General features: G+C 62.3%; 21 protein-coding genes. 18 read left to right on the top strand and 3 right to left on the bottom strand.

Translation table 11 applies throughout. From position 1 onward, the window contains the following. The first annotated feature begins 84 nt into the window (after positions 1 to 84). Together C7402_RS08070 and C7402_RS46210 are read left to right on the top strand one after the other, a co-directional pair. On the top strand, positions 85 to 402 hold the full coding sequence (locus C7402_RS08070) for a hypothetical protein (protein ID WP_116610194.1): 318 nt from the start codon (positions 85 to 87) through the stop codon (positions 400 to 402). A 221-nt stretch (positions 403 to 623) separates the two neighbouring features. After that, positions 624 to 962, top strand: a complete 339-nt coding sequence (locus tag C7402_RS46210) for a hypothetical protein (RefSeq protein ID WP_133254433.1) — start codon at positions 624 to 626, stop codon at positions 960 to 962. Between the two features lie 278 nt (positions 963 to 1,240). Here the strand turns inward: C7402_RS46210 and C7402_RS08060 are convergent, their stop codons facing one another. Beyond that, entirely contained in the window at positions 1,241 to 2,113 is an 873-nt protein-coding gene (locus C7402_RS08060; RefSeq protein ID WP_116610192.1) for a LysR family transcriptional regulator, read from the bottom strand. Between the two features lie 215 nt (positions 2,114 to 2,328). On the opposite strand from C7402_RS08060, the gene C7402_RS08055 reads away from it, so the two are divergent. Genes C7402_RS08055 through argE form a run of 7 tightly spaced genes read left to right on the top strand, consistent with a single transcriptional unit; the run spans position 2,329 to position 7,853 of the window. Next, positions 2,329 to 3,180, top strand: a complete 852-nt coding sequence (locus tag C7402_RS08055; protein WP_007177579.1) for a transporter substrate-binding domain-containing protein — start codon at positions 2,329 to 2,331, stop codon at positions 3,178 to 3,180. Positions 3,181 to 3,189: 9 nt separating this feature from the next. Next, on the top strand, positions 3,190 to 3,870 hold the full coding sequence (locus C7402_RS08050; RefSeq protein ID WP_116610191.1) for an amino acid ABC transporter permease: 681 nt from the start codon (positions 3,190 to 3,192) through the stop codon (positions 3,868 to 3,870). After that, positions 3,860 to 4,522, top strand: a complete 663-nt coding sequence (locus tag C7402_RS08045) for an amino acid ABC transporter permease (protein WP_116610190.1) — start codon at positions 3,860 to 3,862, stop codon at positions 4,520 to 4,522. Before C7402_RS08050 ends, C7402_RS08045 begins: the two co-directional genes overlap by 11 nt. A 35-nt stretch (positions 4,523 to 4,557) precedes the next feature. Continuing rightward, positions 4,558 to 5,517, top strand: coding sequence for an agmatinase (locus C7402_RS08040; RefSeq protein WP_116610189.1), 960 nt, complete (start codon positions 4,558 to 4,560; stop codon positions 5,515 to 5,517). Next, positions 5,514 to 6,260, top strand: a complete 747-nt coding sequence (locus C7402_RS08035; protein ID WP_116610188.1) for an amino acid ABC transporter ATP-binding protein — start codon at positions 5,514 to 5,516, stop codon at positions 6,258 to 6,260. The genes C7402_RS08040 and C7402_RS08035 overlap by 4 nt, the downstream gene beginning before the upstream one ends. A gap of 19 nt (positions 6,261 to 6,279) precedes the next feature. Then, positions 6,280 to 6,696, top strand: coding sequence for a RidA family protein (locus C7402_RS08030; RefSeq protein WP_116610187.1), 417 nt, complete (start codon positions 6,280 to 6,282; stop codon positions 6,694 to 6,696). Positions 6,697 to 6,698: 2 nt separating this feature from the next. Next, a complete protein-coding gene (gene argE / locus C7402_RS08025) occupies positions 6,699 to 7,853 on the top strand; it encodes an acetylornithine deacetylase (protein ID WP_116610186.1) in 1,155 nt (384 codons plus the stop codon). 598 nt (positions 7,854 to 8,451) lie between these two features. On the opposite strand, the gene C7402_RS08015 is transcribed toward argE, so the two are convergent. After that, positions 8,452 to 9,174, bottom strand: coding sequence for an IS6 family transposase (locus C7402_RS08015; protein WP_116610185.1), 723 nt, complete (start codon positions 9,172 to 9,174; stop codon positions 8,452 to 8,454). A 415-nt stretch (positions 9,175 to 9,589) separates the two neighbouring features. Then, the gene (locus tag C7402_RS08010) at positions 9,590 to 10,285 is read right to left on the bottom strand and encodes a TetR/AcrR family transcriptional regulator (RefSeq protein ID WP_244314776.1); all 696 of its coding nucleotides are present in this window, start codon (positions 10,283 to 10,285) and stop codon (positions 9,590 to 9,592) included. Positions 10,286 to 10,623: 338 nt separating this feature from the next. On the opposite strand from C7402_RS08010, the gene C7402_RS08005 reads away from it, so the two are divergent. The 9 genes from C7402_RS08005 to C7402_RS07970 all read left to right on the top strand — a co-directional run bounded on the left by C7402_RS08005 (position 10,624) and on the right by C7402_RS07970 (position 20,889). Next, positions 10,624 to 12,363: a GMC family oxidoreductase gene (locus tag C7402_RS08005; protein ID WP_116610183.1), complete on the top strand. Its 1,740-nt coding sequence runs from the start codon at positions 10,624 to 10,626 to the stop codon at positions 12,361 to 12,363. Positions 12,364 to 12,442: 79 nt separating this feature from the next. Next, positions 12,443 to 13,945, top strand: a complete 1,503-nt coding sequence (locus tag C7402_RS08000; protein ID WP_116610182.1) for an aldehyde dehydrogenase family protein — start codon at positions 12,443 to 12,445, stop codon at positions 13,943 to 13,945. Positions 13,946 to 14,333: 388 nt separating this feature from the next. Further along, positions 14,334 to 15,371, top strand: a complete 1,038-nt coding sequence (locus tag C7402_RS07995) for a porin (protein ID WP_116610181.1) — start codon at positions 14,334 to 14,336, stop codon at positions 15,369 to 15,371. 550 nt (positions 15,372 to 15,921) lie between these two features. Continuing rightward, a complete protein-coding gene (locus tag C7402_RS47390; protein ID WP_133254431.1) occupies positions 15,922 to 16,104 on the top strand; it encodes a hypothetical protein in 183 nt (60 codons plus the stop codon). An 81-nt stretch (positions 16,105 to 16,185) separates the two neighbouring features. Then, positions 16,186 to 16,365 (top strand): hypothetical protein, encoded by a 180-nt coding sequence (locus C7402_RS07990; RefSeq protein WP_116610180.1) that lies wholly within the window; start codon positions 16,186 to 16,188, stop codon positions 16,363 to 16,365. A 237-nt stretch (positions 16,366 to 16,602) separates the two neighbouring features. After that, positions 16,603 to 17,883 carry an alpha/beta fold hydrolase gene (locus C7402_RS07985; RefSeq protein ID WP_116610179.1) on the top strand — a complete coding sequence of 427 codons (1,281 nt, stop codon included), beginning with the start codon at positions 16,603 to 16,605 and terminating at the stop codon, positions 17,881 to 17,883. Positions 17,884 to 17,958: 75 nt separating this feature from the next. Then, a complete protein-coding gene (locus tag C7402_RS07980; protein WP_116610178.1) occupies positions 17,959 to 18,840 on the top strand; it encodes a VOC family protein in 882 nt (293 codons plus the stop codon). 22 nt (positions 18,841 to 18,862) lie between these two features. After that, positions 18,863 to 20,530, top strand: coding sequence for an AMP-binding protein (locus C7402_RS07975; RefSeq protein ID WP_116610436.1), 1,668 nt, complete (start codon positions 18,863 to 18,865; stop codon positions 20,528 to 20,530). Then, on the top strand, positions 20,527 to 20,889 hold the full coding sequence (locus C7402_RS07970) for an acyl-CoA thioesterase (RefSeq protein ID WP_425273769.1): 363 nt from the start codon (positions 20,527 to 20,529) through the stop codon (positions 20,887 to 20,889). The genes C7402_RS07975 and C7402_RS07970 overlap by 4 nt, the downstream gene beginning before the upstream one ends. Positions 20,890 to 20,964: the final 75 nt, after the last annotated feature.

The raw sequence follows: 20,964 nt of genomic DNA, 5'->3' as shown, positions 1-20,964 counted from the left end.
CGGGGGCGGTGCGTGAAGCTCGCAGCCAGGATGATGGCAGTCGCGCGCAATTGACGTTGCTCTAGTATCGGCGAGGAAGAATTCATGGGTATGTTGAGGGTGAAAGCAGGCGAACTCGTCGAACGGTTCATCGAAGAAGCAATTTCGAGCGGCCTGACGTGGGACGAAGCCGTCGCGGTATTCGGTCTCGCGGCAAAGGCTTCGGCTCAGGCCGCAGCCGCGGCTGGCGAAGGGACTGAGGCGGAGTGCGTAGCGCACGCACGGGAGCGGTTTCAGGAAGCGTTTGCGCAGGATGTCCATGTGGTCGTGGCAGACAGTTCGGGTGCGGCGCCAGACGAGAACACCGGCGACAATGCGCTGCTTGCGACTGCGCGCCGTCGGCAGGCGCACAAATTTCACTAGTCGGCTGCCGTGTTGCGCTTGTCGGAGCGAATCGACGACGGTTCATCCAGCAAAGTCCCACCAGCGCATGGATCAGCGGATAATCGGCCATTCCACTGCTGGTCGAACTGCCTCGGCGCTCTGTCGTCCGACGCGGTAAATTGTTCGAGCAGTGCCAAGGGGCGCCAGGCGGGAGCCAGCCCGGTAGCCGCCGCGCGCGCAACCCACGCAATGGAGCGGAAGTGGAGAGAAAACTTGACGACGAAGCCAGCGCTGAGTTGCTGTGTTTTCTCGTGGTCGGACAGCTTTTTGCATTCGCCCGCGAGGGCGTGTGGCTGCGCACCGATCATCTGATCGAATCGGCGCAGATCTGGCTGGCCTCGAACGGCGCTGAGTGCGACTGGCTGGAGCGCGCCAGGCTGGTAGCGGCGTCCTGCACGATTGCTGCGGAGGAGAGCGGTGTCCCCTTTCCGGAGGGCGATGCGGATTGCACCGGCTCTTCAACCTGCGCACCGGTTGGTTTCTCGACTATCGTTCACCGATCGTGCAACGCATTCACGCACGTTGCGCCACGTACCTGAAGACGTCCTGACTATCGCGCTGGCGTGAAGCAGGCAAGTTGGCGCGCGGTTTGCAAGGCAGACGGCGCATGTGACGAGGCGCAGGCAGATGAGGGCGCTTGACGGACTGCGGGTTCAGACAAGGTGATTCGCCCGGACGCGGGCCCATCAGCTCGGCCATTGTTTATCGGTCCCAGTTCGACCCGCAACAGACAGTCAACCAGGCCGCCACGAATGACCGGTTCCAGCTCCAGAGTGGACTTCCGGCATCCGTCGTTGGAATTCGTGCAACCGTACCGTCATTCAACACGATGGAGTTGCCGGACAAGATCCAGGAATAACTCAAGCGCGCGCGTTATTGGTCGAGAAATTTCGATAATCGCGCTAATCGTGTTTTCATAGACTGGACCGGATGGCACCTCCGCGAGCGCGTGCCGTTTCGCGAACGACGCAGCATAGGACTGCGGCAGCAGGCCAACATAGTGCCCGGACAGCACGAGCATCGCCACCGCCTCGAGGCCAAACGCCGACGGTCCACGCCGCATCCGCAGCGTATTGAGCGCCTCGTGCACGAACGGCTGCTCGCGATAGACGAGCGGTAGCATCGATGCATCGGGCAACTTGCGACGTGCTACGTAGAGTGTCTGCCGCTCGATGAAGAGCGGCAGGTAGTGGAAGCCCGCCTCGCGCCGGTACATGCCCCGAATCGCAACCTGCACGCGGCGCTCCCGCAACGCCAGGTCGAGTTCGTTGAAGGTCATTACGCGCAACTCGACGCTCACGTCGGGCGCCTGTTCCTTCAGCGCGGCGAGCACCTCTGGCAAATGACAGCCTTCATCGCTGGCGATGTGCTCGACCATCCCGATCGACAGCGTGCCGGACAATACCCCGCGCACCGCGTCGATTTCGGGCTGAATCCGTTCCAGCGAGCGGATCGCGTCGCGCGCGAGATCGAGGGCGACCTTTCCCGCCTGCGTGAGCACGAATCCGGATGGGCCGCGCTCGCACAGTCGGGCGCCGAGCGTCTCCTCGACTTCGCGGATGTGCCGGCTAATCGATGCCTTCGACATATTCAACTGCTTTTCCGCAGCGGCGAAGCCATTGGCCTGGGCGACGGCGCAGAAAATGCGCAGCGAACGCAAATCGCGCTCCGTGAAATCGGATCTAGCCACTCAAGCCACTCCCAAGTCGAGAAGATGGGCAAACAGGCCCATCCGAAAGGTTTCATTTTCTGGAACCATACCGCTAAAAAAATCATTTTTCACTCTCTTTATGGCGGCATACATTCAATCGTCTGGCCAATTGCGCGAAATCGCGAAATCGCGAAGTCCGCAATGTGCCGGTCAGTCACCCCACACGACCACACGACCACCACGCGGAGAGCGCAATGAAACAACTGACCAGACGATCCTTCCTGAAAACCACACTCGCTTCGGGCGTGGCACTGGCACTACCGAAGCTCGCACTGGCCGAAGGCGGCACGCTTGCGGACATCAAACAGCGCGGCAAGCTGGTGGTCGGCACGGAAGCCGCGTACGAGCCGTTCGAATTCGTCGAAAACGGCCAGATTGTCGGGTACGGTCACGATGTGCTGGAATTGATGGCGGCGAAGCTCGGCGTGAAGCTCGAGCAGATGAATCTGCCGTTTCAGGGCCTGCTTCCAGGCCTGATGACGCACAAGTTCGACTTCGTCGCGACCAGCGTCGGCATCACGCCGGAGCGCGCGAAGCGATTTGCGTTCAGCGAGCCGGTCGGTGTGGTGCGCTCGGTGCTGCTGGTACGCGCGGACGACAAATCGATCAACCGCGACCTCGACATCGGCGGCAAGACGATCGGCACGCAGATGGGTTCGTCGTCGCAACCCGTCGCCGACGAGTTCGAAAAGGAATTGAAGGAAAAGACCGGTAAGGGCTACGCAGGCACCAAGCTGTTCCAGGCATATCCAGACGTTTCAAACGCGCTGGCGAACCGGACCGTCGACGTCGCGTTGATGCCGTCGAACATCGCTGCCGTGCAGATGAAGCGACAGCCGAACGCATTCCGCATTGCCGGCACCATCGGTCAGCCAAAGCTGCTCGCGTGGGTCGCAAATCCGAACGACCTCGAAATTCGCAAGTTCATCAATGATTCGCTCGAAGAATTCCGCGCGAACGGCAAGCTTGCCGCGTTGCAGACGAAGTGGTTCGGCACGCCGATGGACACGCCGCGAGCGAACTATCTGCCGGCCGGCGCCATCTGACGCGCCGCCATGCTCAACTGGTTCGGCAAGGGCGGCGTAATCGCGCCGTTTCTCGACGGGGTCGTGTCGGGGACAGCGCTGACGCTGGGCGCTTCGGCCTGTGCGTTCGTCATCGGACTCGCGCTTGGCGTCGTTCTGCTGCCTGCACGCATGTCGCCGTTCGGTCCGTTGCGTGCGCTGGTGGTACTGTGGGTGAGCCTGATTCGCGGCACCCCGGCGCTGATTCACATGTTGATCGCGTACTACATGGTACCGGCTCTGCTCAACATTTCGATCTCGCCTGTCACCGCGGGTATCGCCGCGCTCGCGTGCAATACCAGTGCGTACATCGTCGAAATCCTGCGCGGATCGCTCGGCACGATCTCGTGGGGACAGCGCGCGGCAGGTTACGCATTGGGTATGCGTACCGCACAGGTGTGGCGTCACGTGCTGCTGCCGCAGATGATCTATCGTGCGATTCCGCCGCTCACCAGCGAGTTCACGCTGTTGCTGAAAGCCTCTTCGCTGATGTCGATCATCGCGGTGCCGGAACTCGCGACTGTCGGTCGCAACGCCACGCTGCAAACCGATTTGCCGCTGCAGGTCTTCACGATCACCGCCGCGGTCTACTTCCTGATCCTGTTCTGCATCTCGGCCGTTTCGCGAGTGTGCGAGCGCCGCGTCTCGAGGATGCTGCCCCATGGCCATTGACTTTTCGATCGTCCGCGAAGCGGTGCCGGTGTTGCTCGACGGCCTTCGCGTCACAGCACTGGTCAGCGCGATCGGCATTCCGCTCGGTGTCGTGGCGGGAATCGTCGCGGCGTACGCGGCGCAATCGCGCACGTTCCTCAAGCCGGTCGCGCTCGCCTACGTCGAACTGGTGCGCAACATTCCGTATCTGATTCTCGTCTACCTGTCGTTCTTCGGTCTGCCGAAGCTCGGCATAGGCGCTTCGGCAATGACGGTGGCGATTGGCTGCACCGTCTTTTACACGGGCGGCTACTTCAGCGAAATCCTGCGCGCGGCGCTGCGCAGCGTACCGCGTGGCCAGACGCAGGCGTCGTTTTCACTCGGCATGACGTTCTGGCAGACACAGCGCCACGTGATCGCGCCGCAGTTGTTCGGGTACGTCACACCGCCGACCACGAGCCTCGTGATCATGATGTTCAAGGACTCGGCAATTTTCTCGGTGATGAGTCTGCCGGAGATGACATACCAGAGCAATCTGCTCACCGCCAATACCTTTGCGTATGTCGAAGTGCTCGGCACGACGGCATTGATCTACTGGATCTGCAGCGTTTTGCTGGCCGGCGTCGGCCGCCGTCTGGAAACGGCGATCGGACGACGCGCGCGCCACGTCTGACGCAGATCCCATCATTCCCTCCAGGAGACACTCGCATGACTCAATACACCGTCGCGCCGCGCATCGGCCATCCGACGCTGCTCTACTCGGAACTCGATCTCGACATCGACAACCTGAAGGCCGATATCGCCGTGCTCGGCATGCCGTATGGCGCGCCGTACGCACCGTCCGATTTCAGCAATGACCAGACCAACGCGCCGTCGGCGATCCGTCAGGCGACCGACCGCGTCGTGCGCAAACCGGGGCATTACGACTTCGATATCGATGGCCCGCTGCTGCAAGGTCGCACCGATGTGCGCTTCGTCGATTGCGGCGACATCATTCCCGATCTGACGAGGCCTGGCGAGCACTATGCGCGCGCCGAAGCGGCCGTGCGCCGGATCGTCGCCGGGGGCGCGATGCCGATCGTACTGGGCGGCGATCACGGCATCACGACGCCGATTCTGCGCGGCCTCGACGCAAAAGGTCCGGTCACGCTCGTGCACATCGATGCACATCTCGACTGGCGCGACGAAGTCAATGGCGTTCGCGAAGGCCTGTCGAGCCCGATCCGCCGCGCGTCGGAAATGGCGCACGTCGATCGCATCATCCAGATCGGTTTGCGTGCGCAAGGCAGCGGGCGCCCCGAGGAACTCGTCGCCGCGCGCGCGTATGGCTCGGAACTCGTCACGGCGTACGAACTGCACGACATCGGTATGGACGCTGTGCTCGCGCGTATTCCCGACGGCGGCAATTATTATCTGACGATCGACGCCGACGGCCTCGATCCTTCGGTGATGCCAGCCGTCGCGGGACCGGCGCCAGGCGGCGTGACCTTCCTGCAAGCACGCAAGCTGATCCACGGGTTGGTGAAAAAAGGCCGCGTGGTCGGCATGGACATTGTGGAAATCCAGCCGGAAAAGGACGATGCGAATCTGATCTCCTGCATAACCGCCGGGCGCCTGATTCTCAACCTGATTGGTGCGTCGATCCGCGCGGGATATTTCGACAAATGAGCCCGGATCAAGCCGTCATCGATATTCGGGGCGTTCACAAGTGGTACGGCAGCCATCACGTGCTCAAGCAATGCTCTACGCACGTAAACAAGGGTGAAATCGTCGTCGTGTGCGGTCCGTCGGGGTCGGGCAAATCGACGCTGATCAAGACCGTCAACGCGCTGGAGCCATTCCAGAAAGGCGACATTGTCGTCGATGGCACGTCGCTCAGCGCGAAGTCGACCAATCTGTCGAAGTTGCGCAGCCGCGTCGGCATGGTGTTCCAGCACTTCGAACTGTTTCCGCATCTAGACCTGACGCGCAATCTCACGCTCGCGCAGCGCATCGTGCTCGATCGCGACGAAGGCCGGGCGCGCACGAAAGCGCGCGAACTTCTCGACCACGTCGGGCTCTCGGCGCACGCGCACAAGTATCCGGCGCAGCTGTCGGGTGGCCAGCAGCAGCGCGTTGCGATTGCGCGCGCGTTGTCGATGGATCCGATGGTGATGCTGTTCGACGAACCGACCTCGGCGCTCGACCCGGAGATGGTCAACGAAGTGCTCGACGTGATGGTTGAACTCGCCCGCGAAGGCATGACCATGATGGTGGTCACGCACGAAATGGGCTTCGCAAAGCGGGTCGCGCATCGCGTGGTTTTCATGGAAGACGGCGCGATCATCGAGGACAGCCCGACCGACGCGTTTTTCCAGGACGCCGCCAGCGCCGCCGCGAAACGCTTTCTTTCCAGAATCCTTCATCACTGAACTTTCGAATCGTCACGACATGACCACTCATACGCGTATCCGCAAATTCAACACTCGCGAAACGTATCCGGAACAGAGCCTGGACAACGACCTGTGCCAGGCGGTGATAGCCGGCAACACGGTGTATCTGCGCGGCCAGATCGGCCAGGATCTCGACACACGCGAATCGGTCGGCATCGGCGACGTCGCCGCGCAAACCGAAAAGGCGATGTCGAACATCAAGATGTTGCTTGACGAATGCGGAAGCAAGCTCGAGGACATCTGCAAGGTAACCGTCTACATCATCGACCCGCGCTATCGCGAGGCTGTCTATAACGTGATGGGCCGCTGGCTCAAGGGCGTGTTCCCGGTGTCGACCGGTCTCGTCGTGCAGGCGTTGGCGCGCCCAGAATGGGTGGTCGAAATCGACGTCATCGCCGTCAAACCGGACGCGTAATCATGGCGCTCAGCCGAAGTGCCGAACTGCTGAAAACGCTGATCGCGTTCCCAACCATTTCGCGCACGCCGAATCTCGCGCTGATCGAGCATGTCGCCGGTTTGCTGGGCGCGGCGGGCATCAGGAGTACGATCGTCGGTAACGACGCCGGCACCTGCGCGAACCTGTTCGCGAGCACGGGGCCGGCGGACGTACCCGGTGTGATGCTATCGGGACACACGGACGTCGTGCCTGTCGAAGGACAGCCGTGGACGATGCCGCCCTTCGAGGCCACGCTACGCGACGGGCGGCTTTACGGACGCGGTGCTGCTGACATGAAGGGCTTCGTCGCCTGCGCGGTCATGGCAATAGTCGATGCGTCGGCGCGGACATTGAAGAAGCCCTTGCAGCTGGCGCTGTCGTATGACGAGGAGATCGGCTGCGTCGGCGTGCGTCGGCTGATCGATGTGCTGGAGGCGGCCCCGCTGCGGCCGGAACTGTGCATCATCGGCGAACCGACGATGATGCAGATCGCAACCGGTCACAAAGGCAAGGCTGCGTATCGCGCGGTCTGTTGCGCAGAGGAAGGCCATTCGGCGCTCGCGCCGAAGTATCTGAATGCAATCCATGTTGCCGCTGACTGGATCGCGGGCATTCGCGCGGCGCAGCAGCATCTCGCCGAACGCGGCGCGCACGACGACGGTTACGACGTGCCGTATTCGACGATTCACGTCGGGACGATCCACGGCGGCAAGGCGCTCAACATCGTGCCGAACGAATGCACGCTCGAATTCGAAATCCGCACGCTCGCGAGCGACAACGCCGACGCAATACTCGGAGACATTCGCTCGCGGGCCTCGATCGTAAGCGCCACGGCTTTTCAAGGGAAAGCACATCTGCCCGATGTCGAGGAAGTCAACGCTTATCCCGGTCTCGACACCCATGTCGCGAGCAATGCCGTAAGGTTTCTCGAAACGCTGCTACCGCCGAATACGCAGAAGCGCAAAGTTGCTTTCGGCACGGAAGGCGGACTGTTCTCGACGCGTCTGTCCGTGCCGAGCGTCGTGTGCGGCCCTGGCGATATCGACGTCGCGCACAAGCCGGATGAATACGTTGCATTGGCGCAGCTTGATGCATGCGATAACTTTCTCGCCCAGCTAACGAGCCGCTTGCAGTAAAACCCGATTTCCTGACCAGCGGCCCATGCAAAGCTGGCGCGTGGGAGATGTGCAATGCCGCGCCGTAAGCGAACGACCGCATTTGATGTGGAACCGACGTCTGAACGACCGACTCACGAGGCTGGCTAATGACGCCTCATGGCCGATCCCTGTCCGACGTCGACCTTGCGGAGTAGGTCGCCCTTGATCGGTCCGCGCCCGGCAGAACTTGACCCGAAGCGATCCATAGTCGAACCAGGCCGCGTGTCCGCTTACTGTGCCCAGGGAGGCATGCAACCGGCTTCGCCTGCACTTCACTTGATACATTCGCGCTCCACGCGCTACGGGATGCACGCCGCCATCGCGAGCAGCGCGAAAAGCAAAATCGCAGATGCCAGCACCACTGACTCCGTACCGAATGCTGCACTGATCACCGAGGCCATCAATGCGGAACTGCTGATCTGAAGAACCCGACGAGCCCAGATGCGGTCGCAGCATGCTCATGCTCGCTAGTGACGGCGCGCGATACAGCCAGTGACAGCGAAGATCCGTTCGCAAGGCATTGTCAAGTTGGCGACGTGGGCGCGTACCAACGCGATATGAGTAGGATTCCTGTTGATTATCGAGCGACACCAGTCGGCTCAGCGACGGTCCACCGGAACCAGCTGGCCAGGCGCGCTCGCAGTTGTGCGCGATGGTCACCTGCGCTCATCCTGTGCCGGGGCAGCGCGAAGTGCTGGCGAATCGGGCCGAAGTTCGACAGAAAGCGCTGCGGGTCACGGAAACCCTGCATCTGACGCTCACGCCGGCGCGTCGGCTGGTGGTTGTTCTCTGCGCGGTTATTGACCCGGGCCGAGGCCTTCACGAAGATGTGCTTCACACCGGCTAGCTGCGGCACCTCGGATCTTGCCGCGGGATAGCTGCGCAGCTGGTCGGTGACAATCTTCCGGGGCACCGGATAGGACCGCAGCATCTTTCTGAAGAAGCGCCTTGCCGCTGTCTTGTCACGGCGCTTTTGGAGCAGCACGTCCAGTTCGACGCCGTGCTCATCCACTGCACGCCACAGCACGTACGGCTTACCGCGCAGTTTCACGAAGAGCTCATCGAGATGCCACGTCGTGCCCGGCCGCGACCGGACCGCTTTCACCTGGCAGGCAAACATCGCGCCGAATCGGTCGCACCAGTTGCGCACAGACTCGTAGCTGACCACGACGCCGCGCTCGAGCAGCAGTTCCTCGATGTCGCGCAGGCTCAAGTTGAAACGGTGGTACCAGCGTACCGCGCAACTGATAACTGCGGCTGGAAAACGGAAGCCGTGATACGGCGAGCGGTTCTTCTTTATCCCTCCATTCTACGCAGCGCGGCCTTCAAGTTGACATTGCCGTCCCGAAGAAGGTCAGCCGCCTTGTTGCGCAAGGGCATTCGCTAGAAACAGTTCAGATCCTCCTACGCCGTCCATGACTTTGGTCAATTCGACGGAAATTGCCATCCACGGTTTGGTCCACTCTCAACGAGAAATCGGTGCCTGGCAGGATGCGGATCAAAAGCGTAGACCCTGGGTATGGCATACGAGCACTAGACAAGGTGAGGCCTGTGCCGTGTGCGCGACTCGCCTAAGGGTGGGGTGGGCCTGTGACGGCGGCCGGTTCAGCCTGCCCCCCCGTCTGTAGCTGGGCATATCGGCGGGGCGAGCAGCCAGTAATACGTTTGAACGCCGTGTTTAAGGCGTTCCCTGATTCGTAATCAAGCAAAAAATCTCAGCCCACTTTCGGCGTTTTCTCGATCATCAGCGAAAGATGATCCAGATCTTCGCGCAGCAAGGCCAACGCTTCAGACACGTTGCCCGCGCTCTTCAATTGGCGCCTGGCCGGCCGGACTACCGATTGCACCGCGAGTTCCGCGATCGTATCCGCAATTTCTTCCGCGCTTTTCGAGCCATCGGGCCTGTACCAGAACGCGGGCCAACTGCACATGCCGATCATCGTGAACGCAGTGACCTTCGGATCGACAACGCGGAATACGCCGACCTTCACGCCTGCTTCGATGGCAGCCGTGAAATTGCTGAGGACGGCCCGCTTGGCTTCTTCGTTCGCGCGATAGGCACGGTCAGGTAACTGCTGCTCGGTCCGGTCGATAACCCGGAATTCGTTATGGTGGCTCAGAATCAGCATCGTGTGCTGATGGACCAGCGTACGCAACCATTCCTTCGGGTCGGTATCCGCGTCGGAAGCGACGCGGCTCGAAAGGCGCCGCGCCCTCAGGGTGACTTCTTCCACTAGTGCCGTCAGGATCTCGTCCTTGTTCTTGAAGTAGTAGTAGACCGCCGTGCGTGTCATGCCCAACGCTTCCGCAATCTCCTGCATGGAAGCGCCGCCGAATCCCTTCTCGATGAAGAGCCGCGCCGCAGCGTTGAGAATCTGTTCCTTTTGCACCTCTGCGTGTACCTTTGCCACGAAAATACTCCTGTAGACGTACTGCGGTCGGTGCTTCGCTTCACCCGATGACCGTTGCCCCGATTGCCGTCGAAGCTCCCTCGTTCGCGCCAGCACTCCGCGCCATGAAGCCATGGCGTGATGAGCCCAATCCGGCCGATTTTACCTGATTGTCAAATTTTCAACGGAGCTGATTGAGCCAGCGCCGACGCCAACAATGGCATGAATCACAATCTGGCCAGATGCCGTATAAGTTGGCCGAAATCCGATAGCCGGACCGGTCGTGCTGAATCTAACCTCCGTCTCATGCTAAAGCCCCTGTTCTCTACGGGAACAGAAAAATAAACGGAGACACAATCATGCGACTACCCATCATCGCGCGCCACACCGGCCCGGATCCGCTCGACCACGCACGGCATGCATTCATTGCCGGCCACCTGGACCGGCGTCAGTTTCTCGCTCTCGCCGTCGCGTTCGGCTTCGGCGTGCAGAACGCCCGCGCCGACCTGGATCATGCCGCGCGGGTGCGCGACAACCAGCGCTTGCGGTCGCGTCAATTGCTTCCTGCCTACGATTACATCGTCTGCGGCTCAGGCACCGCTGGCAGCACGCTGGCGGGCCGCCTGGCCGAGCTGACCCAGGCGCGGGTCCTGCTGCTCGAAGCGGGAGGAAGCGACCAGGTACCCGGTGTCTTTACGCCGGGTATCTGGTTTGCCAATCTTGGCACCACTTTGGACTGGCAGGACGTCGCCGAGCCCTCGCCCTACCTGAACGGCCGCGCAATGCCCATGGATACGGGCCGCGTGCTGGGTGGCGGGTCGAGCATCAACGCCTGCAACTACTCGCGCGGTCATCGTAACGATTTCGAATTTTGGGCCGCCGCCACGGGCGACGATGCGTGGAATTACGAAAGCACACTTGCCGTTTATCGCAGGATGGAGAACTGGCAAGGCACGACGCCGGATCCTGTGCGCCGCGGGCGTGGCGGACCGGTTTGGGTTCAACCGGCGGTTCGCCCCAATCCCTGTGCCACGGCCATGGTCGATGCTGCGGAGGCCACCGGTATCCCGCGTTTCGCCGACATCAATGGCGAGATGATGGAAGGGCCGGGCGGCACGGCGCTTCTCGACCAGATCATCGAGGACGGTCGCCGTCGCAACATGCCGGCCAGTTTCCTTTATCCGGTCATGGACCGCCCGAACCTCACGGTGCTGACCGGCGCCCTGATTGATCGGGTCGAGATTCAACACGGCCGGGCGGTCGGCGTGCAGTTCCGCTGGCAAGGCAAGGTACATCGCATCGGCGCGCGGCACGAAGTCGTGCTTTCCGCGGGCGGGCTGCGAACGCCGCAACTGATGATGCTTTCCGGCATCGGCAACGAGGGCGATCTGCGTGCGCTCGGCATTCCTGTCGTTCGCCATGCGCCTGAAGTCGGCCGCAATCTGCAGGATCACGTGTTGCTGGGCGGTTGTGTGTGGGAATATCGCGAGCCGTTGCCGCTGACGAACAGCGGGGCCGATTCGGCGTTCTTTGTGAAGAGCCGCCCGGAAATCGATACGCCCGACCTGTACCCCGTGCATATCCAGCTCCCCTATGTCAGCCCGGTCATCGGCAAGCGTTATGCGCCGCCTGAAGCGTGCTGGTCGATCGCGCCGGGCCTGGTCAGACCGAAAAGTCGCGGCCAGGTGAAGCTGCGCTCGGCGAACGTGCAGGACCGCCCCATCGTCGAGGCAAACCATCTGGCCGAAGCCGACGACGTGCGTGCGCTGGTGCGCGGCGTCGAGCTATCGCGCGAGATCGGCAACTCGGCCGCGATGAAGGACTTCGTCAAGCGCGAGGTGCTGCCGGGACCGTTGTCTGGATCGGCATTGGAGAAATTCGTCCGTGACGCCGCCACCACCTTTTTCCATCCCAGCGGCACCTGCCGGATGGGGCAGGACGACGCGTCTGTCACCGATGCGCAGTTGCGCGTGCGTGGCGTGCAGGGCCTGCGCATCGCCGATTCTTCGGTCATGCCACGCATCACCACCGGTGCGCCGATGGCGCCATGCATGGTGATCGGCGAACGCCTGGCACAACTATTTATTAAGGATGCCTGATTAAATGCACGTGGCATCGAACGGCGGCCACGCCGGATCTCTTCCCCTGTACGACTGCATAAAGCAAAGGAGCAACGTCATGTCGGCGACACCCGATTATCTCCCTCAATATGGCCAGTTCATTGGCGGCCAATGGGTCGAAGGCGGCAGCGGCAAGACCATCGATCTGAAGAACCCGGCGACAGGAGAGGTCCTGAGCCGTATCAGCGCGGGCAACGCCAGCGACGCGAAGCGCGCGGTCGATGCCGCCGCGCGCGCATTTCCGGCGTGGGCGGCAAGCGCGCCCGCGCAACGCCAGGATATTATCTATGAGATCGTCCGGCGCCTGAAAGCGCGCATCGGTCACTATGCGCTGATGGATACGCTGAACAACGGCAAGCCCATCAGCGAAGCGCTCAACTTCGATATGCCGATGGCGATTGAACAGTTCGCGATCTTCTCCGGCGCGCCGTGGCAGTTGCACGGCGAATCGCTGCATTCGCCGGGGTCGATCGGCATCGTGCATCGCGAACCGCTGGGCGTGGTCGTGCAGATCATTCCCTGGAATGTGCCGATGATCATGCTGGCGAGCAAGATCGCGCCGGCGCTGGCCGCGGGCAACACCATCGTGCTCAAACCTTCGGAGATTGTCTGCCTCTCGGTGCTGGAGTTCGCGCGCGAAATGGCGGATCTGTTGCCGCCGGGTGTGCTCAACGTTGTTACCGGTTATGGTCCGGACCTGGGCGAAGCGCTCGTGACCGACTCGCGCGTGCGCAAGGTGGGTTTTACGGGCTCGCGCCCGACCGCACGGACACTGATGCGCCTCGCGGCGACCAACATCATCCCGCAAACCATGGAACTGGGCGGAAAGTCCGCCAACATCGTCTGCGAAGACGCGGACCTCGACGCGGCCGCCGAAGGAGCCGCGATGTCCACCGTGCTGAACAAAGGGGAAGTGTGTCTCGCGGGCTCGCGCTTGTTCGTGCACGAGAGGGTTCGCGACGAATTCCTCGACAAGCTGACCCGTATTCTGGCGGCCATACGCATCGGCGATCCCTTGTCGCCCGATACCCAACTTGGCGCGCAGGCCTCTTCGATGCAGATGGAGAAGGTGCTGGGTTATCTCGACGCTGGTCCGAAGGAGGGCGCCAGGATCTTGTGCGGCGGGGAGCGCGCACGAGTTCCGGGGTTGCCACAGGGTTTGTTCGTCCAGCCCACGTTGTTTGTCGACGTGAAGAACGACATGAAAATCGCACAGGAGGAGATTTTCGGGCCAGTGACCAGCGTGTTGACATGGAAAGACGAGGAGGAGGTGGTTCGCATGTCCAATGACTCCATCTACGGACTCGGCGGCGGCCTTTGGACCCGCGACCTGAGCCGCGCACACCGGATGGCCTGTGCATTGGAGACCGGCACGGTGTGGATCAACCGCTATTACAACTTCGTCGGCGGGATGCCAATCGGCGGTTACAAACAAAGCGGCTTTGGACGCGAATTCGCTCACGAAGTACTGCAGCACTACACACTGACCAAGAGCGTCGTCATCAACATGCAGGAGGGCCCGTTAGGTCTCTTCGCTGCCGCACGCCCAACTTCGGCCTGACGCGTCATCCCGACGAGTGCGGTGGCCGTGCGGGGCGCCGAATGGAAACCTCGCCGGCGCCTCCCACGGGATTCCCCGATGGGCCGCACTCCCCATTTTCGACGAGTAGAGCGCGAGGTGCAGCCCCGAATTAACGATATCGTCAATTTATTTTACATATTCGTCTAAGAATCATAGCATTGAAGCACATCAAGTGACCCACGCCGGGATGCTGCGGCGATCGTCAAGGGCGTGCGGCATACCGGATTCCTCTGAGTGATTGCTCACGCCCACAGTGCATTTATTTCGTATGCCTAATCAATAAATAAAAATCCAGTTCACAGAAGATTGAAGGAGACAGGTCGTGCCGAAAAAGAGAAAACTCGTCCTCAAACGAATCGTATGTGCCATGGGCTGGACGTTGGCCGCGGGCGCCGCCCATGCACAGAGCAGCGTGACGCTATACGGTCTTCTCGATGGCGGGCTGCTGTACACCAGTAAAACATTGAACGCCGCGACGGGCCAGAACGCCGGTCATCAGTTTTCGGCGACCGACGGCGGCATGGCGCCGTCGCAGTTTGGCTTGACAGGCACGGAGGATCTTGGCGGCGGCTTGAAAGCCCGATTCAAACTGGAAAGCGGAATAAGCGTCATGACCGGGGGATTCAATAATTCCAACGGAAACCTGTTCGGGCGCCAAGCTTACGTGGCATTGGATAGCCCCTATGGCACCGCTACGGCCGGCTTGCAATTCTCGCCGCTTTTCCTCGCACTCTATGGCACGGATCCGCGCGGCTTCTCGCAGTTCGGCAGCGGCCTCGAACTCTATGTCGACAACGTTCTGGGCACAGGCGCATTCAATGCGAACGGCGTTTCTTACACAAGTCCGGACATCTATGGTTTTCGGGGTAGCGCGATGCTTGCGTTCGGCGGCACGGCTGGCAATTTCCAGGCGGGCCGGCAATATTCCGCGAGCCTCCAGTACGAAAACGGCAGCCTGCTGATCAATGCCGCGATCTATTCGGGCAACAGCGGCGGTACGGTCAATACGCCGATTCCCACGACGATTGCCTTCTGGGGACGCACGCTCGGCACGACTTACAAGTTCGGCATCGTCACCGCAAAACTGCAGTTCGTGAACTACAAGGTGGCGCAGTCGTTCGACTCCAATATTTATAGCGGTGGCCTCGACTGTTACGTGACGCCCCAGCTCGACCTGAATGGCGGCGTCTATTTCACGAGCGATCGGAACCACACCACTAACCACTCGATAATGGGTGCGCTGGGGGCCACCTATTCCGTGTCGCCGCGCACGGCGCTTTACGCCCAGGTGGGCGTCGTGGATAACCACGGTGCAATGGATACGGGCTTGTCGCTCAACAACGCGCTTTATGGCGTGCAAGGCACGACGATCGGCACGAGCGTCGGCATCCGGCACAGCTTCTGAGGCGCTGACCGGAATGAGCGGCTTTCCTTTGGCGAGCCGTCAGGGCATGGATTGCAGCTCGCCGGCTGTTAGCGACGCTAACTATTCATCACCATGAAGGAGAGGCAATGAGAAATCTAGCCGCGCGCTGTAAAGACGGAGTGAATTTCGTCACCGGTAACTTTCACTCTGTGTCAGCGGTTCCCATCACCAAGGATTACCCGATCATCGGGGCGATTCACGGCGGAACCTATGCGGGCGACTGTTTTCATATCGAAAGCTATTCTCTGGCGGCACGGGCGGTTGCCCAGGGCATTCCCGTTTTCACGGTGAACCGCCCCGGCTACGCGGACAGTATAAAAAGAGAAGCGGGATTGCTCGATCGAGTCAAACGCCGAACTTCTGAACGATGCGCTATCAGAGTTGTGGGCGAGCCGGCGGGGCAACGCGCGGGGCATCTTTCTGGTCGGGCATTCCATAGGCGGCGCGATTGCCATTCAGGTGGCCGCGCTCGAAAAACGGTGGCCACTGCTGGGCATTTCGATTTCGGGCGTCGGCGTACGCGAACCCGATGCAATCCATTGAGCAATGGCGAGCGTTGCCGCCGGACGAATTGATCGTGATACCGCCGGAACCGAAAGACCAGCTCATGTACGGTCCTGCGGGCGCGTACCTTCCGGAAGCGCAGCGCGCCGCTCACCGGGCGGACCATCCGATGCCGAGACAAGAGTTGCTGGATATCGCCTTCGAGTGACCGCGGCTCCTTCGGGAAGCGGCTCCGCGTATCGATGTTCCGGCGCACTACAGGCAGCCGGAGTTCGACAATCTTTGGGTCGTGAACGAAGCGGAAGTGCGGGATTTTGCTTCCCGCTTCGTCAATTCGCCGCGGGTCGATGCCCAGGTTTTCAAAGGCGCAGGTCATAGCATCGATTTTCACCGGCTCGGCGGCGCTTTTCAGCTTCAGCAGCTCGCATTCGCGCTGACCTGTAGCGTCGGCGCCGCAACCCTGGAATAGATCGGTTCAGTCAGCCATTGGCGGCTACCATCCAGCCTCGCGAGGCTGGAGAGCCGATACGCTCGTTACGTACCGGTGCGGCTGGCATGTTCGTTGCCAAGTTGATCTGAACGGGTGTCGATCGGCCCCGGAATCGTTGTCGTCCAGGTGTTAACGATAAGCTCAAATATTTGACGTTGGTGTTAGTTGATCCTAATATGACTTCATGTCCATGCAGACTCTCACTCATTGCTCACCATGAAGCAGAATTCTTCCTCTCTTCCCGCTGCCCAGGCGACCGCCGGGTTCCTCAACACCGACTGGAATCCGCGCGACGTCCCGGCCGGCACGGTCACGACCAACGTGGTGCTGCGCACCGCGGACCAGGCGGCCACCAGCGGGTCGCTGTACCGACCGTCGACGCCGACCGATACGGTGGTGTGCGTCATGCACCCGCGAGAGTTCATGGCCTGTCACTATCTGATTCCGGACATCGTGGGCGCGGGCTATGCCGCGTGGTCGCAATCCCCGCGCTCGGTCGGCAACGATCTGCGGCTGGAGCACGAGTTCGCGCTGCACGACGTGGCCGCCGGCCTGCAGTATCTCCGGGCAGTGGGCTTCAGGCGCATCGTGCTGCTCGGCAATTCCGGCGGCGCAGGGCTGTACGCGTTGTACGTACAGCAGTCCGCACTGCGGGGCACGGAGCGCATCGGCCGCACGCCCGGTGGGCGGCCCACGCAGCTGGCCGAACTCGATATGCCGGTGGTTGACGGCTTCGTGCTGGTTGGCCCGCACCCCGGTCAGGGCGCGCTGTTGATGAACTGCATCGATCCTGCCGTGATGGACGAAAGCGATCCGCTCTCCGTCGATCCGTCGCTCGATCCCTTCTCGCCCGCCAACGGCTACGCCGGCAAGGAGGGGACGCGCTACGGCAGCGAGTTCGTCGAGCGCTACCGCGCGGCGCAGCGCGCGCGGGTGGAGCGCATCGACGCCCATGCCCGGGCACTGATCGCGCGCCGGCAGGCTGCCCGTCTGCGTATCAAGGAGGCCGCCGCGAACGGGCTCGCCGCAACGCCGGAGGACCGGCGCCTCGCGGGCCATACGCCGATCATCAACGTCTGGCGCACGGATGCCGACCTGCGCTGCTTCGACCTCACGCTCGATCCCTCGGACCGCAAATTCGGCTCGCTCTGGGGCGCCGATCCCTATGCGTCCAACTATGGCGCGGTCGGCTTCGCGCGCCAGTGCACGCCGGAAAGCTGGCTGTCCACGTGGTCGGCACTCTCGTCCAATGCATCGCTGGCCCGCACGGCATCGTCCATCACCCAGCCGGTGCTGGTCGTCGAATACACGGGCGACCAGGCCTGCTTTCCGGGCGACGTGCAGCGCATCGTCGACGCCATCGCGTCAACCGGCAAGCGTCACGTGCGCGTGCGCGGCGACCATCACGGCCGCGCTCTGACGCCGGACGGAGAGCCCGGTCGGCTCGAAGCCGGCCGCCTGCTCGCGCAGTGGCTGTGCTCCCAGTTTCCGCTCTGATACGGGCCCACTCTTTCCGATGGGCGCCGGCGGCGCTCGTCCATCGCCATCCTGCTTCTTCACGGAGGACACCTCATGTCCGAACGAAAACTTCCGTCCCTCGCGCTGCGAGGCGTCGACCACACGGCCCGTCCCACTTGGCGGCTGCGCGAAACCGTCGAGTTCTACCGCGATAAGCTCGGCCTGCCGCTCATCCATGTCATCTCGGCGCGCGGCTGGGGACCGGAAACGCATCCGGATTTTCTGCATTTTTTCTTTGACAGCGGCAACGGCAGCACAATTGCTTTTTTCTACTACCTCGGCAGCGAAGAACCCGCGGATAGGCCCGCACGTGCCGCCGCCCGTCCGCTGCCGGACGACCACATCGCCGACGCCACGCATACTGCCTGGCTGGTGGACGGCCCCGAGGAACTGCGCGCGTGGAAGCTGCACCTCGAAGCGCAAGGGCTGGACGTGTCGGTGGAAACCCGGCATGAGGTTATCGAATCCATCTATGTGCGCGATCCCAACGGCTACTTCGTGGAGTTCACGCACAAATTGCGGCCGCTGACCTCGCTGGACGCGGTCGATGCCTGGTTGACGCTGCAGGCAGCGATGGGACTGGAGGACGCGGCGCGCGCGGGCGGCCAGCGGCTGGATACCGTCGATGCGGTCTGGAATCGGAAGGCGGCGCTGCTGGGCGAGCACGGTGTTGTTTCCGATGCGCCAGTTCGCATCTCGGTCCCCCGCGTGGAAGAGTTCACGCCGCTGGTGCGTGCCGCGCAACGGCACCCGGGTTGCCGGGTTCGCGAGGGGAGGGAGTACGATCTGATCGAGGCCGAAGGCCCCGTCGAATTCGAGCGCAAGGTACTCGGGTTCAAGCCCGCCTTGTGGTACGGCATGCTCACCGGCGGCGTGCACGGCCGCATCGAGCGATTCGACCGCGATGTCCTGCGCGTCGCGCCGTTGCAAGCCTGAGCGAGCCATGGAGATCATCACGATGGAGACCTCCGTCAATTACCCGATCCCCGGCGTTGTCTACCCGAGCCGGGCGCGCGCGGAAGCGGCGCTTGCGAGCGGTGCGTGGATCGCCGCCACGGTCGGCGACGCGTTGCGCGCAACGGCCCGACGCCATCCGCAGCGCCTCGTATTTATCGGTGAAGATCGCAGCTTGGATCTGGCCGGATTCGACGAAGCCACTGAACGTCTCGGCGCCGGGCTGCTGGCACTGGGGCTGGCTCCTGGCGACCGGGCCATCTTCCAGCTAGGCACCACGGTCGAAACCGCCACTGCTCTCGTGGCCTGCTTCAAAGCCGGTATCGTCCCGGTCTGCTCGCTGCCTCAGCACCGTGAAGTCGAGATCGGTCAGCTCACGCAGCAATCCGGCGCACGCGGCTACTTCGTGCAGGCGGACTTTGGTTCGAGCTTCGACCTGCCGGTCTTCGCCGAATCGATGATGGCTCGCCATCCGTCGCTCGAGCACCTCGTGATCGTGCGTGGCGAGCGCGCGGGCGCGAGCAGCCTGCAAACGCTGATCGACGGCATGCCGCTGGATGAGGCCCGGGAACGGCTCAGTCAGGTGCGGCCCGGTCTGTCCGACGTACTCAGTTTCCAGCTTTCCGGTGGCACGACCGGCGTGCCGAAGATCATACCGAGGTTCCATGCCGAGTATCTCGGCCACTCCTCAGGCTGGATGCGGCGCTATCGCATCGATGCGGACAGCCGGCTCATCTGGTCGCTGCCGTTGATGCACAACGCAGGCCAGCTGTATGCGTTGATTCCGACCGTGCTGACGGGCACGTCCGTGGTCCTGATGTCAAAGGTGGACATCCCTCGCATGCTCGATTTGATCGGTCAGCACCAGGTGACGCACGCACTGTCGATCGGGCCGATTGCACCGCAACTGATGGCCTACCCGGACATCGCGCGGCATGATCTGTCGTCGCTGAGACTGTTCTCGACCATGAGCCGCGCCGACACGCTGGAAGCGCATCTGGGCGTGCCCTGTTCGAACCTGTATGGCATCACCGAAGGCTTGTTACTCGGATCGCCGGCCGATGCACCGGCCGACGCGCGGCACCGCACCCAAGGCCGCTCCGGCTGCGACGACGACGAGATTCGTCTGCTGGAGCCGGGCTCGGAGCGGCCGGTGCCGGAAGGGCAGATCGGCGAATTGTGTTTCCGCGGGCCGTCCAGCCTGACCGGCTATTTCTCGAACCCCGAGGCCAACGCCCAGTCCTTTACCAGCGATGGCTTCTACAGAACGGGCGACCTGGTCACGGCACGCCGTGTCGGCGATGCGCTGCATTACGCGTTCGAAGGGCGCCTGCGCGACAACGTCAACCGCGGCGGCGAGAAGATCGGCTGCGAGGAAGTGGAAAGCCACGTCAGTCAGCATCCCGCGGTGGCGGACGCAAAGCTCGTTGCCATGCCCGATCCGTTTTACGGCGAGAAGGGCTGCATCTTCATCATTCCCCGCCCCGGCATGCAGGCGCCGGACGTGCAGGCGCTCGGACGATTTCTCGTCGAACGCGGCCTTGCCCGGTTCAAGTGTCCCGAGCGGGTCGTGGAGGTTGAAGCGTTTCCGCTGACGCGTGTCGGCAAGGTCGACAAGCCCGCTATGAAGCGGCATATCGCCGATGTCCTGGAGCAGGAGGGCAAGCCGTGAGCGCATCGACACCGATCGAGTACCTGCTCGGAGAGCGGCCCCTCACGGTGCGCCGCCGGGTGAAGTGGGGCGAATGCGATCCGGCCGGCGTGGTCTACACCGCAACCTTCGCCGATTACGTGATCTCGGCCGCAGAGCTCTTGTACGAAGCGTTGTTCGGCACCTCGCCGCAGCAGGCCAAGGAAGAACTGGGCTTTGGCACGCCCAGCCGGGCGCTGTCCTTTGACTTTGTGCGCTCGCTGCGGCCGGACGAGGCGTTCGACATGACGGTGCGCGTCGCCGACGTACGCAGCCGCACTTACGTGCTGGACATTGCGGCCACCACGCCAACGGCGAGCCCGTTTTCAGCGCGCTTTTGACGCCCGTGTGCGTCGCACGCCCCGAACGCCGCTCTATCGACATTCCTCCCGTCTTCCGCCAGACGCTGCTCGACT

The sequence above is a fragment of the Paraburkholderia unamae genome (genome assembly GCF_003096875.1).
Taxonomy (GTDB): Bacteria; Pseudomonadota; Gammaproteobacteria; order Burkholderiales; family Burkholderiaceae; genus Paraburkholderia; species Paraburkholderia unamae.
Note: the sequence above shows the minus strand (reverse complement) of the source record. Positions and strands in the feature narration are given on the sequence as shown.

What these genes read in the sequence shown, in the direction of transcription:
- C7402_RS08040 (WP_116610189.1), top strand. Translation starts at nt 4,558, where the DNA reads ATGACTCAATACACCGTCGCGCCGCGCATCGGCCATCCGACGCTGCTC.
- C7402_RS08050 (WP_116610191.1), top strand. Translation starts at nt 3,190, where the DNA reads ATGCTCAACTGGTTCGGCAAGGGCGGCGTAATCGCGCCGTTTCTCGAC.
- C7402_RS08005 (WP_116610183.1), top strand. Translation starts at nt 10,624, where the DNA reads ATGCGACTACCCATCATCGCGCGCCACACCGGCCCGGATCCGCTCGAC.
- C7402_RS07985 (WP_116610179.1), top strand. Translation starts at nt 16,603, where the DNA reads ATGAAGCAGAATTCTTCCTCTCTTCCCGCTGCCCAGGCGACCGCCGGG.
- C7402_RS08045 (WP_116610190.1), top strand. Translation starts at nt 3,860, where the DNA reads ATGGCCATTGACTTTTCGATCGTCCGCGAAGCGGTGCCGGTGTTGCTC.
- C7402_RS08035 (WP_116610188.1), top strand. Translation starts at nt 5,514, where the DNA reads ATGAGCCCGGATCAAGCCGTCATCGATATTCGGGGCGTTCACAAGTGG.
- C7402_RS47390 (WP_133254431.1), top strand. Translation starts at nt 15,922, where the DNA reads ATGCAATCCATTGAGCAATGGCGAGCGTTGCCGCCGGACGAATTGATC.
- C7402_RS07995 (WP_116610181.1), top strand. Translation starts at nt 14,334, where the DNA reads ATGGGCTGGACGTTGGCCGCGGGCGCCGCCCATGCACAGAGCAGCGTG.
- C7402_RS07975 (WP_116610436.1), top strand. Translation starts at nt 18,863, where the DNA reads ATGGAGACCTCCGTCAATTACCCGATCCCCGGCGTTGTCTACCCGAGC.
- C7402_RS08000 (WP_116610182.1), top strand. Translation starts at nt 12,443, where the DNA reads ATGTCGGCGACACCCGATTATCTCCCTCAATATGGCCAGTTCATTGGC.
- C7402_RS08030 (WP_116610187.1), top strand. Translation starts at nt 6,280, where the DNA reads ATGACCACTCATACGCGTATCCGCAAATTCAACACTCGCGAAACGTAT.
- argE (WP_116610186.1), top strand. Translation starts at nt 6,699, where the DNA reads ATGGCGCTCAGCCGAAGTGCCGAACTGCTGAAAACGCTGATCGCGTTC.
- C7402_RS08055 (WP_007177579.1), top strand. Translation starts at nt 2,329, where the DNA reads ATGAAACAACTGACCAGACGATCCTTCCTGAAAACCACACTCGCTTCG.
- C7402_RS08070 (WP_116610194.1), top strand. Translation starts at nt 85, where the DNA reads ATGGGTATGTTGAGGGTGAAAGCAGGCGAACTCGTCGAACGGTTCATC.
- C7402_RS07980 (WP_116610178.1), top strand. Translation starts at nt 17,959, where the DNA reads ATGTCCGAACGAAAACTTCCGTCCCTCGCGCTGCGAGGCGTCGACCAC.